The organism is Corynebacterium genitalium ATCC 33030, from assembly GCF_000143825.1.
GTDB classification, from domain to species: Bacteria; Actinomycetota; Actinomycetes; order Mycobacteriales; family Mycobacteriaceae; genus Corynebacterium; species Corynebacterium genitalium.
Genome location: NZ_CM000961.1, coordinates 1,607,192 through 1,620,111 on the forward strand (window position 1 = coordinate 1,607,192; position 12,920 = coordinate 1,620,111).

12 protein-coding genes are annotated in these 12,920 nt (G+C 63.8%); all 12 read left to right on the forward strand.

Annotation, left to right across the window (positions count from 1 at the left end):
- Position 1: 1 nt before the first annotated feature.
- The 12 genes from HMPREF0291_RS07575 (at position 2) to HMPREF0291_RS07630 (ending at position 12,894) form a co-directional block, all read left to right on the forward strand.
- The gene (locus HMPREF0291_RS07575; RefSeq protein ID WP_005289961.1) at positions 2-1,246 is read left to right on the forward strand and encodes a phosphotransferase; all 1,245 of its coding nucleotides are present in this window, start codon (positions 2-4) and stop codon (positions 1,244-1,246) included.
- Positions 1,243-2,589 carry a replication-associated recombination protein A gene (locus HMPREF0291_RS07580; RefSeq protein WP_005289962.1) on the forward strand — a complete coding sequence of 449 codons (1,347 nt, stop codon included), beginning with the start codon at positions 1,243-1,245 and terminating at the stop codon, positions 2,587-2,589. Before HMPREF0291_RS07575 ends, HMPREF0291_RS07580 begins: the two co-directional genes overlap by 4 nt.
- 45 nt (positions 2,590-2,634) lie before the next feature.
- Positions 2,635-5,316, forward strand: a complete 2,682-nt coding sequence (alaS, locus tag HMPREF0291_RS07585; RefSeq protein ID WP_005289964.1) for an alanine--tRNA ligase — start codon at positions 2,635-2,637, stop codon at positions 5,314-5,316.
- Between the two features lie 99 nt (positions 5,317-5,415).
- Entirely contained in the window at positions 5,416-5,919 is a 504-nt protein-coding gene (gene ruvX / locus HMPREF0291_RS07590) for a Holliday junction resolvase RuvX (RefSeq protein ID WP_005289965.1), read from the forward strand.
- Entirely contained in the window at positions 5,916-7,070 is a 1,155-nt protein-coding gene (gene mltG, locus HMPREF0291_RS07595) for an endolytic transglycosylase MltG (protein WP_005289967.1), read from the forward strand. Before ruvX ends, mltG begins: the two co-directional genes overlap by 4 nt.
- 3 nt (positions 7,071-7,073) lie before the next feature.
- A complete protein-coding gene (locus HMPREF0291_RS07600) occupies positions 7,074-7,958 on the forward strand; it encodes a shikimate dehydrogenase (protein ID WP_005289969.1) in 885 nt (294 codons plus the stop codon).
- 4 nt (positions 7,959-7,962) lie between these two features.
- Entirely contained in the window at positions 7,963-8,397 is a 435-nt protein-coding gene (locus HMPREF0291_RS07605; RefSeq protein ID WP_005289971.1) for a prepilin peptidase, read from the forward strand.
- Positions 8,398-8,409: 12 nt separating this feature from the next.
- On the forward strand, positions 8,410-9,636 hold the full coding sequence (aroC, locus tag HMPREF0291_RS07610; protein ID WP_005289973.1) for a chorismate synthase: 1,227 nt from the start codon (positions 8,410-8,412) through the stop codon (positions 9,634-9,636).
- A gap of 103 nt (positions 9,637-9,739) precedes the next feature.
- Positions 9,740-10,276 carry a shikimate kinase gene (locus tag HMPREF0291_RS07615; protein WP_050748878.1) on the forward strand — a complete coding sequence of 179 codons (537 nt, stop codon included), beginning with the start codon at positions 9,740-9,742 and terminating at the stop codon, positions 10,274-10,276.
- Between the two features lie 25 nt (positions 10,277-10,301).
- Positions 10,302-11,375 (forward strand): 3-dehydroquinate synthase, encoded by a 1,074-nt coding sequence (gene aroB / locus HMPREF0291_RS07620; RefSeq protein WP_005289976.1) that lies wholly within the window; start codon positions 10,302-10,304, stop codon positions 11,373-11,375.
- Complete coding sequence (gene aroQ / locus HMPREF0291_RS07625; RefSeq protein WP_005289979.1) at positions 11,372-11,803, forward strand: type II 3-dehydroquinate dehydratase; 432 nt, start codon at positions 11,372-11,374, stop codon at positions 11,801-11,803. The genes aroB and aroQ overlap by 4 nt, the downstream gene beginning before the upstream one ends.
- Positions 11,803-12,894 (forward strand): M24 family metallopeptidase, encoded by a 1,092-nt coding sequence (locus tag HMPREF0291_RS07630; protein ID WP_040423677.1) that lies wholly within the window; start codon positions 11,803-11,805, stop codon positions 12,892-12,894. The genes aroQ and HMPREF0291_RS07630 overlap by 1 nt, the downstream gene beginning before the upstream one ends.
- The last annotated feature ends 26 nt before the right edge of the window (positions 12,895-12,920 follow it).

A 12,920-nucleotide genomic window follows, 5' to 3' on the forward strand; every position in this document is an offset into this window, starting at 1 on the left:
CATGTTGGACCAGCAGCAGATCATTGCCGTCGCCGAAGCGGTGCTCACGCAGCGTTACGGCGGGCAACAGCACCTGACTGAACCGGAGGAACTCTCTGGCGCCAGTGGCACGGTGGTGCTGCGACTGCGTGTGGCCAACAACCCCTTCCTGTCGTACCGCTCCGTCGTGGTCAAGTACTCGCCACAGACCGATGATCCGATCGATGACGCTGCTTTTCTGCGGGAAGTGGTGGCGTACCAGTTCACAACGTCGTTAAGCGAAGAAGCGCGTCCGGGGCCCGTGATGCTGGGCTACGACCTTGAGCAGCACGCGATCATTCTCACCGACTCTGGCGACGGCGACACGCTGGCTACCTTGCTGGAAAACTCGGACGAAGAGCAGCGCATTCGGCTGTTGCGCAACCTTGGCACGTCGCTGGGCAAGATGCACGCTGGCACGGCAGGCGCGGAGCTGAGCTTCAACACTCTGCTGGCCCGGATGGTACGCGCGAGGGACGGTGCCCGAGAGATTCAGGCGATGCGCGAATCGATGCTGGAAAACCGCATCCTCGACGGCTTGGAGATCGTCCGCCGCGCTGGGATTGATGTGCCCGCGGACGTCGCCGACATTGCCGGCACGGTGCAGGTGCACATGCTGCACGGCGAATCGCGCGCGTTCACGCCGTTCGATCTCTCGCCGGACAACATCATTTTCGCCGACCGCACCCAGTTCCTCGACTATGAGTGGGCCGGGTTCCGTGACGTCATCTTCGACGTAGCTGGTGTCATCGCGGGCTTCCCGCAGTACATTTCCGCCCGCCCGATCAGCGAGGCGGAGACGAAGGTGTTCCTGGAGGCGTGGATTGCCGAGGTCGCCGGCGTGTGGCCGGCCTTGCAGAACACTGAAACACTGCACTCCCGCATTACAGCTGCGCTGGTTGGCTGGGCGTTCTTCAGTGTCTCGCTGCTGTACCTGGACGGCGAAGAGCCGCGCGGAACGACGCGTTACGGCGGCGGCTGGATCATGGCGGACAACGGCAACTACGAGCTCGTCCAGGATCCCGAGGCGCTGGAAGAAGACGTGGAGCGTGGCGCGAGTGTGTTGCGTTCCCCAGCCCACACCGACTTCACCGCGGTGGAGAAAGCGATCCGCCGCGACATCGGCGATGCTTTCTCTGCGTTGGCGTGGTACGCCGCAGCCGGCGACACACCGCGCAACGCCGTCATCGCTGATTTCGCCTCTCACGTCGCGGAGCGGTTGAAGTGACGCAGGGAGGGCTGTTCTCCGACCTCTCTGACGCCGCGGCGTCCGCAGGGGAGCGCGGCACTGCGTTCTTCGAGGCTGGGGCGTCTGCGCCGCTGGCAGCACGCATGCGCCCGCGCACGCTCGATGAGCTCGTCGGACAGGACCACTTGCTCGGTGAAGGCCGCCCGCTGCGCCGTCTCGTCGAGGGATCGGGTGAAGCGTCCGTGATTCTCTACGGACCGCCCGGCACGGGCAAGACTACGATCGCCTCCCTCATCGCGGCGGCGATGGGGCAGAACTTTGTCGGTTTGTCGGCGCTGTCGTCGGGTGTCAAGCAGGTGCGCGAGGTGCTGGACGGCGCTCGGCGCAATCTCGCCCGCGGCCAGCGCACAGTACTGTTCATTGACGAGGTCCACCGTTTCTCCAAAACACAGCAGGACGCGCTGTTGGCCGCGGTGGAAAACCGCACGGTGCTGCTTGTCGCGGCGACCACGGAGAACCCCTCATTCAGTGTGGTGGCGCCATTGCTATCGCGGTCGCTGTTGCTGCGGCTTGAGTCGCTTTCCGACGCTGATATTGCCTCCGTCGTCGACCGCGCCGTGTCCTCGGAACGAGGCCTGAATGGCTCGGTGACCTTAGAACCGGAGGCGCGGGAGCAGCTGGTGACGCTCGCCGGCGGTGACGCCCGCCGCGCGCTGACGTACCTTGAGGCGGCCGCAGAAGGGGCCGATGGGACGATCACCGCTGATGTGGTTTCCCGCAGCGTCGACCGCGCTGTGGTGCGCTACGACCGTGATGGCGATCAGCATTACGACGTCATCTCAGCCTTCATCAAGTCCATCCGTGGTTCCGATGTCGATGCGGCCTTGCACTACCTCGCCCGGATGATTGAGGCAGGGGAGGACCCGCGGTTCATTGCCCGCCGGCTGGTCATTCACGCCTCCGAGGACATTGGCATGGCCGACCCGTCCGCGCTGCAAGCAGCCACCGCTGCGGCCGAGGCGGTGCAGTTCATCGGCATGCCGGAGGGCCGGCTCCCGCTGGCGCAGGCCACGATTCATCTCGCGACAGCGCCGAAGTCGCCGTCGGTCATCAAAGCGATTGACGCCGCGCTTGCTGACGTCCGCGCTGGCAAATCCGGGACCGTCCCACCCCACCTGCGCGACGGCCATTATGAGGGGGCTAAAAAGATCGGGAACGCGGTGGGGTATGTGTATCCGCACGACGATCCACGCGGTGTGGTCAAGCAGCGCTACATTCCAGAGGGGCTGGATGAAGCGCGCTACTACGAGCCCACCGGGCACGGCGCCGAAAAGCGCATCCAGGACTACGCCGAGCGACTGCGAGGAATGGTCCGCGGGTAAAGTAGCTGGACGAGAAAAGTCCAACGACCCGCAAAGGACACGTCTGTGCAGACCCACGAAATCAGGGACCGCTTCACCCAGCACTTCGTCGACGCCGGCCACATCCCGGTGCCCAGTGCCTCGCTGATCCTCGACGACCCCACCCTGCTGTTCGTCAACGCAGGCATGGTGCCGTTCAAGCCGTACTTCCTCGGCCAGCAGACCCCGCCGTTCGACAGCGGCACGGCCACGTCCATCCAGAAATGCGTGCGCACTCTGGACATTGAGGAAGTGGGCATCACCACCCGCCACAACACGTTTTTCCAGATGGCGGGCAACTTCTCCTTCGGTCAGTACTTCAAAGAGGGAGCGATTGAGCTGGCGTGGTCGCTGCTGACCAATAGCCAGGCCGACGGTGGCTTCGGCCTGGACCCCGAGCGCCTGTGGGTGACGGTGTACACCGAGGACGATGAGGCTGCTGAGATCTGGGAGAACAAGATCGGCGTGCCGGCAGAGCGCATTCAGCGGATGGGCATGGAGGACAACTTCTGGTCCATGGGCGTGCCTGGCCCGTGCGGCCCGAGCTCCGAGATCTACTACGACCGCGGGCCCGAGCACGGCAAGGAAGGCGGTCCGATCGCTGACGACAACCGCTACATGGAGATCTGGAACCTGGTCTTCATGGAGTCCATCCGCGGCGAGGGCGACAAGAAGGGCGGCTTCGAGATTCTCGGTGAGCTGCCGAACAAGAACATCGATACCGGCCTGGGCATTGAGCGTCTCGCCTGCATCCTGCAGGGTGTGGACAACGTCTACGAGACTGACTTGCTGCACCCGGTCATTGAGGCGACGGAGAAGCTCACGGGCACCACGTACGGTGCGGGGGGTAAAGAAGGGGAGCTTTCCGACGTCCGCTTCCGCGTCATCGCCGATCATTCCCGCACCGCAATGATGATCATCCTTGACGGTGTCACGCCGTCGAACGAGGGGCGCGGCTACATCTTGCGCCGCTTGTTGCGCCGCATTGTCCGCTCGGCGCGCCTGCTCGGTGCGCAGGGCACCACCATCGAGACGTTCATGAACACGATCATGGACACGATGGCCCCGTCTTTCCCGGAGATTGAGCAGAACCGCGAGCGCATCCTGCGCGTGGCCGTCAACGAGGAAAAGGCCTTCCTGAAGACGCTGGAGTCCGGCACCCACCGTTTCGACGAAGCCGCTGCGACCGTCAAGGGTTCCGGCCAAACCGTTTTGCCGGGTGGGCAAGCGTTTGAGCTGCACGATACCTACGGCTTCCCGATTGACCTCACCCTTGAGATGGCCGCCGAAGCTGGCCTCGAGGTGGACATGGCTGCGTTCGATGCTGCGATGAAGGAGCAGCGCGACCGCGCCAAGGCTGATAGCAAGGCTAAGAAGACGGGAAATATCGACGAGTCGCTGTACCGCGAATGGGTCGACGCGCACCCCACCGAGTTCGTTGGCTTCGACACTCTTGACCATGACTCGAAGGTCATCGGGCTGGTCCGCGGCGGTGAGAAGGTCGGTGAGGTCGGCCAGGGTGATGAGGTCGAGGTCATCCTGGACATCACCCCGATGTATGCCGAGGGCGGCGGCCAGCTGGCTGACCGCGGCCGCATTGTCGTGGGCGACACCGTCCTGTCCGTGCACGACGTGCAGAAGGTGGGCAACAAGAAGCTCTGGGTCCACAAGGCGACCGTGGAAAACGGCGGGCTCGACCTGGGTCAAACAGTGCGCACGGAGGTGAACCCGACGTGGCGCCACGGCGCCCGTCAGGCGCACACCGCCACCCACCTCATCCACGCCGCGCTGCGCCAGGTGCTCGGCCCGACCGCTGTCCAGGCTGGGTCGATGAATAAGCCGGGCTACCTGCGCTTCGACTTCAACTACACCGATCAGCTCACCTCGGCGCAGCTCGACGAGATCGCAGTCATTGCCAACCAGGCGGTGGACGCCGATTTCGCTGTGAACACGTTTGAGACATCTCTTGAGCGCGCGAAAGAGATGGGAGCGATGGCGCTGTTCGGTGAGAACTACGGCGATGAGGTCCGCGTCGTGGAGATCGGCGGCCCGTTCTCCATCGAGCTGTGTGGCGGTACCCACGTGGAGCACTCGTCCCAGATCGGCCCGGTGGCTGTGCTGGGTGAATCTTCCGTCGGTTCCGGTGCGCGCCGTATTGAGGCCTACTCGGGCATGGACTCTTTCGCGTTCTTCTCCAAGGAAGCAGCACTCGCTAGCGGCCTGGCAGAGGAGCTGAAGACCCCGACCGACCAGCTTCCAGAGCGCATCGCCCAACTCACTGAGCGCCTGCGCGCGGCGGAGAAGGAGATCGAGAACCTACGCAAGAAGGAGCTGGCCAACCAGACCGGCGAACTGGTCAAGCAGGCGGAGACGATAGGAGACATCAAGTTCCTTGCCGTGAAGCTTCCGGACGGCCTTACTGGCGGCGACATGCGCACCATGGCCACCGACCTGCGCGGCCGCTTGGGCAGCGATCCGGCTGTCATCGTGCTGGCATCTAGCACCGACGGCAAGGTGCCGTTCGCGGTGGCGGCAACACCGGGTGCCGTCGATAAGGGCATCAAGGCTGGTCAGTATGTTGGCATGTTCGGTGGCTACGTCGGCGGCAAGGGCGGAGGAAAGCCGGACCTGGCGCAGGGATCCGGTTCCGACGCCTCCGGAATCGAGGCTGGATTCACGGCCCTGCGTGAAGAAATCGGAAAAGTATAAGCTAGGGTGCTGTTAGGTCACAGATCGATCACGACACTGACAACATAGGAAAGACGCTGCGTTCTCCGTAGTTTCCATAGCAATATTGAGGTCCACGACATGAAGATCCAGCCGGATACCCCCGGGGTCGACGATCCCGGTCCGGGGCGCCGCATCGGTATCGATGTGGGCACTGTTCGGATCGGTGTGGCTTCTTCTGACCGGGATGGTCTGTTGGCCACCCCGGTGGAGACTGTGGAGCGCGTGACCGGTTTCAAAGACCGCGATGGTGCGGACATTGACCGCTTACTCGACATCATTAGCGAATATGACGCTGTAGAGGTCGTCGTCGGATTGCCGCGCGATCTGAAGGGAAACGGTTCCTCAAGCGTCAAGCACGCCAAGGAGATTGCTTTCCGGATTGGTCGCCGCAACCCGGACGTTCCTGTCCGCTTCGCAGATGAGCGGCTCACCACCGTCGAGGCAACCAATGCGTTGCGCTTGTCTGGGGTGAACGCCCGCGACGGTCGTGCTGTGATTGATCAAGCAGCCGCTGTGGCTATTCTCCAATCGTGGCTGGACGGCCGCGCTAATCAGCTCAACCTCAAGGAGACGACAACGTGAGCTCGGCTAGGACTTCCCAAGGGCGCACCCGCGGCATCGCGGTGCTGGTGGCGTCTATTCTGCTCATCATCGGAGCGATCGTCTACATCGCCGTTGCACGCTCGATGTCTAACGGCGGCGACTTCCAAGGTGCCGGCAACGGTGTGGAGAAGGTCGTCGAGATCCCCGAGGGCACGACGCTAAGCCAAATGGGCCCAGCGTTGCAAGAGGAGGGCGTGGTCCGCTCTGACCAGTCTTTCCAAGCTGCGGCAATGTCGACCCCGGACGCCGACAGCATCCAGCCCGGTTTCTACCGTCTGCAGGAGAAGATGAGTGCTGAGGCTGCTGTTGCAGCACTGCTCGACCCCGCCAACAAGATCGACTTGCTGAAGATCCCGGGTGGTTCGACGTTGATGGATGTCCGCGTTGTCGGTGGAGAAACGCGCTTTGGTATTTACTCCAACATCTCCACAGTCACCTGCGGCCCAGACGGCGATGCCGAGGGCTGCGTGAGCGCTGAGCAGCTTCATGACGTCGCTGCCAACGCCGACCCTGCCTCCCTCGGCGTGCCTGAGTGGGCGATCCAGCCAGTCGAGGCGCGCAAGGGCGACCCGAAGCGTCTCGAGGGCCTCATCGCCCCGGGCGAATACATCGTCGACCCGAGCGCTGACGCCCAAACGATTCTCACTGATCTGGTCACTCGCTCGGCCGACAAGTACAACAGCACCGACATTGTCGGCCGTGCCCAGGCGATCGGCCTGAGCCCGTACGACCTGCTCGTCGCTGCCTCCCTCGTGGAGCGCGAGGCACCGGCAGGGGAGTTCGACAAGGTTGCCCGTGTCATCCTCAACCGCCTCGACGAGCCGATGCGCCTCGAGTTCGACTCCACCGTCAACTACGACCTGGAATCCGTGGAGCTGGCCACCGGCGACTCTGACCGCCAGAGGCAAACGCCGTGGAACACCTACGCTAAGGAAGGACTGCCGGAGACACCGATTGCCTCTCCGTCGGATGAAGCAATCCACGCGATGGAGCACCCGGCTGACGGCGAGTGGCTGTTCTTCGTCACGATCGACCACGACGGCACCACGATCTTCACCAACACCTTCGAGGAGCACCAAGCTGAAGTCCAGAAGGCCTACGACTCCGGCATCCTCGACTCCCAGCGTTAGACCATGAGCACTGCGATCACTGGCGGAAGCGAGGCTACGAGCAAGGCCGCCGTTTTGGGCAGCCCGATTGAGCATTCGCTCTCGCCGGTGCTTCACGGCGCAGGATACGACGCTGCGGAACTCACGGGCTGGTCTTACGAACGCATTGAGTGCACCGCCGAGCAACTGCCAGGCATTGTCGGCGGAGCAGACAGTTCCTACCGCGGATTCTCCGTGACCATGCCGGGCAAGTTCGCCGCACTCGAGTTCGCCGACGAGGCGACGGAGCGCGCGCGGGCGATCGGTTCCGCGAACACGCTCGTCCGCCTAGACGACGGTCGCTGGCGCGCCGACAACACTGACTGTGAGGGCATCGACGGAGCGCTCGACCAGCTCATCGGGCAGGCGCGCATCGGACACGCCATTGTCATCGGGGGTGGCGGGACCGCGCGGCCGGCGTTGTGGGCGTTGGCGCACCGCGGCGTCGATAAGCTCACCGTGCTCAACCGCACAAACCGCAGCGAAGAATTGCTGCCGCTGCTGCGGGAGACCGGTGCCAGCGCGGAGGCGGAGTTCCTGGACTTTGAGCGCGACCTCGAGCCGATTGCGCTCAGCGCAGACCTGATTGTGTCTACGGTTCCGGCTCACGTGATCGAACCGTGGGTCAAAGAGCTCGGCCACGCACCGGTACTCGACGTTATCTACGACCCGTGGCCCACACCGCTAGCCACGGAGGCGGCGTCGAACGGCCACCTCACCGTCGGTGGACTGACGATGCTCGCCTGCCAGTCCTATTCGCAGTTCGAGCAGTTCACCGGCATCCCCGCCCCGCGCGCGGACATGCACGAAGCGCTCATGCGCCACGTCGGGTGGATCTCACCAACCGGGGTCAAACGTCTCGGCGGTTAGATTCATGGTGGCGGGGGGAATTGTTGCGGGGGTCTGGTCAATTGCGCTCGTGCTTTACGACGTCTCACAGCGCCGCCTCCCAGACTTTCTCACCCTTCCAGCAGCCGCGCTGGCCTTGATCTTCTGCGTGTTCTATCCGCAAGGGGTGTGGGGGCTTGTGTGGCCGGCGCTGTACCTTCTCCTTGCTGTACGCGGCAGCTCTGACCGAAGCACTGATGCAGGCATCGGCGGCGGAGACATCAAGCTCGCGGTGCCGCTGGGGGTCGCCCTGGCCGGGGTGGGAGGTGCGCTCGCCGTGCTCGCCGCCATGCTGCTGGCAAGTGCGCTGACCATCGTGTTCTTGCTGATCAAGCGTCTGCCCGACACAGCGCACGGGCCGGCCATGCTGGCGGCCGCGTGGATAGTGGGGCTTGCATGCACGAACAGTTGGTCTTTATGAGACAATGCCTCCATGCTTCGTTGGACTACTGCAGGTGAATCCCACGGTCAGGCTCTGATCGCGATGATCGAGAATATGCCGGCCGGGGTGCCCGTCTCAAAAGAAGAGATCGGTTACCAGCTGGCCCGCCGGAGGCTCGGATACGGCCGCGGCGCACGCATGAAATTCGAGCAGGATGAACTGACCCTTCTCACCGGCATTATTCACGGCAAGACGATTGGCAGCCCGATCGCCGTCATGATCGGTAACACCGAGTGGCCAAAGTGGACGACGATCATGTCGGCCGAAGCACTCGACATGGAAGATCCCGAGGTGCAGAAAGCTATGAACTCCGGCCGGGGCGCGGCGCTGACCCGCCCGCGCCCGGGCCACGCGGACTTCTCCGGCATGGTCAAATATGGTTTCGACGCGGTTCGGCCGGTGTTGGAGCGCTCGTCGGCACGCGAAACAGCCTCGCGCGTGGCAGCAGCCGCGATCGCGCGCTCGTTCTTGCGGGAGGTGCTTGGCGTCGAGGTTTTCTCGCACGTCATCTCCATTGGCCAGTCGCAGCCGTACGACGGCCCGCTGCCCAACTTCGACGACCTGGAGCGGATCGACGCTTCCCCCGTCCGCGCCGCGGGTGAGGCTGCCGAGGAGTCCATGATCGCGCAGATTGAAGCCGCGAAGAAGGACGGCGACACTCTTGGCGGCATCGTCGAGGTCATCGTCGACGGCCTCCCGATCGGCCTGGGCTCGCACGTCTCTGGCGATACTCGCCTAGACGCGCAGCTCGCAGCAGCGCTGATGAGCATTCAGGCGATCAAGGGCGTCGAGGTCGGAGACGGTTTTGAGGAAGCCCGCCGCCGCGGCTCGGAAGCGCACGACGAGATGGTGCGCGACGTGCAGGGCGTGCACCGCACGACGAACCGTGCCGGCGGCCTAGAAGGCGGCATGACCAATGGCGAGGCGCTGCGCGTGCGCGCCGCAATGAAGCCGATCTCCACGGTGCCGCGCGCACTGAAGACGCTCGACATGGTCTCCGGCGATGAAGCCACTGCGATCCACCAGCGTTCTGATGTGTGCGCGGTGCCCGCTGCGGGCGTTGTCGCAGAAGCGATGGTCGCGCTCGTGCTCGCCCGCGCCACGCTGGAGAAGTTCGGCGGTGACAGTGTCGAAGAAACCAAGCGCAATGTCGAGGCCTACAAGCAGTACGTCTCGGAACGTCTCGCCTTCGGGGACGGTGAGAACAACAATGACTGATCCGACCGCTGATTCCCAGCGCCCGGCAAAGTTCCCCGCCACCGCTGGCACACCCACGCCCGGAAACATGCCGATGAGCAACGCCTCATCCGATCCGGCGGACATGAGCACGATGGATGAGCCCGTGGTGCATGCCTCTCCGCGCGTGGTCCTGGTCGGCCCGCCCGGAGCAGGCAAGTCGACAATTGGCCGGCGTCTGGCGCGCGCTATGAATCTGCCGCTGGTGGATTCTGATGAGCTCATTGCCAAAGGCGAAGGCAAGCCCACCGGCGAGGTGTTCTCAGACCTGGGGGAGGAGCGCTTCCGTGAAGTGGAAGCCGAGTACGTCGCGCGCTCTCTCGCCTCGGGCGGCGTGGTCAGCTTGGGCGGCGGTGCCGTGCTCACAGAGTCCACTCGCAGGTTGCTTGCAGCCCACAATGTGGTGTGGATCGACGTGTCTGTGGAGGAGGGCGTGCGGCGCACGGCCGGTAACGACTCCCGCCCGGTCCTCAAAGCAGACGACCCCGAGGCGCATTACCGCGCTCTATTAGAAGCCCGCGAACCATACTACCGCGAGGTAGCTATGCACCGCGTGCGCACCGACTCGCGCCCGCCGCAGCGTCTCGTGGCCGAGATCCTCGCGCTCATCGAATCGCGCTAACAACCCCCCGCTAGGAGCACCTCCCATGGCTGTCATCGACGTCACCGGCCCCAACCCGTACCAGGTCCACATTGGCCGTGGGTTGAACGAGCAGATCGCCCAGCGTGCGCAGGAGACTGGCGCACGACAGGCGATGATCGTGCATCAAACGCCGCTGGCGGATACAGCGGAACAGCTGCGCACCCTCATCGAGGCCGCAGGCCTGAACGTCACACTCGCACCGATCCCGGATGCGGAAGACGGCAAGACCCTGCGCGTCGCAGGGGAGCTGTGGGACACGCTCGGCGCGCAGAACTTCTCGCGCCAGGACATTGTCATCGGCCTTGGTGGCGGGGCGACAACGGACCTTGCCGGCTTTGTCGCCGCGGCGTGGATGCGCGGCATCAAGGTCATTCAGGTGCCTACGACGCTGCTGGCCATGGTCGACGCTGCCGTCGGCGGCAAGACCGGTATTAACACCGACGCTGGTAAGAACTTAGTCGGCGCGTTCCACGAGCCGGACTCCGTGTACATCGACCTAGACCGCCTGGAGACCCTCGCGCATGAGGAGTTCGTCGCCGGCTCCGCCGAGATCATCAAGACCGGTTTCATCGCCGACCCGGTCATCCTGGACATCTATGAAGAAGCGGCGCAGAGCCCGGAGGGTGACGTTCCGAAGGACCGCATCGCCGAGCTGATCGAGCGTTCCGTCGCCGTCAAGGCCCGCGTTGTCAGCGAAGACCTCAAGGAATCCCACCTGCGGGAGATCCTGAATTACGGCCACACGCTGGGCCACGCCGTGGAAAAGCGCGAAGATTACCGCTGGCGCCACGGCAACGCTGTCGCTGTCGGCATGATTTTCGTTGCGGTGCTGGCGCGCAACCGTGGGCTCATCGACCAGGATGTCGTTGACCGCCACCGCAGGATCTGCGCATCGGTCGGTTTGCCCACCACGTACGATCAGGATGCCTTCGAGGAACTACATGAAGGCATGACGCACGACAAGAAGAACCGCGACGGCCGCATCTGCTTCGTCGTGCTCGAAGGTATTGGTGCCACGACGCGCCTAGAAGATGCGACCATGGAGGAGCTGCGCGCAGCCTATAGTGAGTTGGCATGAAGGTACTCGTGCTCAACGGCCCCAATCTCAACCGTCTTGGCCAACGGCAGCCTGAGATTTACGGCTCCATGACGCTCGCCGATATCGAGGAGCGATTGAAAACGCGCGCGGGCGATCGTGCCGAGATTTACTTCCGGCAGTCGAATCACGAGGGCGTGCTTATCGACGCGATTCATAACGCCGCCGACAACGACTGGCCCGTCATCATCAACCCGGGCGGGTACACCCACACGTCCGTGGCTCTGCGTGACGCGCTAGTGGAACTGCAGAACGGGCCCGGCTTCATCGAAGTGCACCTATCCAATGTGCACGCGCGCGAGCCGTTTAGGCAGCATTCCTTCCTCTCGCCAATCGCGACTGGCGTCATCGCTGGCCTGGGGGCTGACGGTTATGAGCTGGCGTTGGAATACTTCTTGAGGAGGGCATGATGGGTTTCGCCGATTCCCGTTTCCTGACCCGCCGCCGCAAACTCTCGGCGGAACTGGCAGGTCAGCGTATTGACTCGTTTTTGTTGACCCACCCGGTCAACGTGCGGTACTTCTCCGGTTTCTCCGGCTCCAACGGTGCGCTGCTGGTGAACAAGGACCTCTCCGCCAAGATCGCCACCGACGGCCGTTACACCATGCAGATCGCGGCCGAAGTTCCGGACATTGAGGCAGAGATTGTCTCCACGCCGGCGGAAACTCTGATCGCCGGTGTGGCTGACGGCTGGCGCGTGGGCTTCGATGCCGCGCACATGACCGTCGACGGGTTGAACCGCCTGCAGAAGGTCTGCCCGGAGGGCGTGACACTCGTCCCGGTCACTGGAGTCGTCGAGGACATTCGCCTGATCAAAGACGGCTTTGAGATCCGACGTTTGACGGAGGCCGCCGACATTGCGGTGGGCGCGCTGACCGCGCTTATCGATGCTGGCGAGCTCCGCGCCGGCCGCACCGAACGCGAGATTGCTGCCGACCTCGAATACCGGATGCGCCTCGGCGGGGCAGAACGACCTAGCTTCGACACCATCGTCGCCTCCGGCCCGAACTCTGCCCTGCCGCACTACAGCGCCGGCGACCGGGTGCTTGAGGACGGTGATCTGGTCACCATCGATTTCGGTGCGCACTACCGCGGATTCAACTCGGATATGACGCGCACGTTCTGCATCGGCCACGCGACCGACTTCGCCGCGGAGATCTACGGGGTTGTCCTCGATGCGCAGTTAGCCGGGGTGAAGGCGGCGACACCGGGGAGGGGACTGGCTGACGTCGATAAGCACTGCCGCGACATCATCGCTGATGCCGGATACGGCGAGCACTTCGTGCATTCCACCGGCCACGGCATTGGCCTGGACGTCCACGAGGCACCGTACGCGCGTGCCAAGGGTGTGGGCACGCTTGAGGAGAACATGACGCTCACCGTCGAACCGGGCATCTACGTGCCCGACAAGGGTGGCGTGCGCATCGAAGACACCGTGGTGATCACCTCTGGCGCGCCGCGGATCATTACCGAGTTCCCCAAGGAACTCACAGTCATTTAGTATCTAGCCTTGTTCGTGTAGCATGG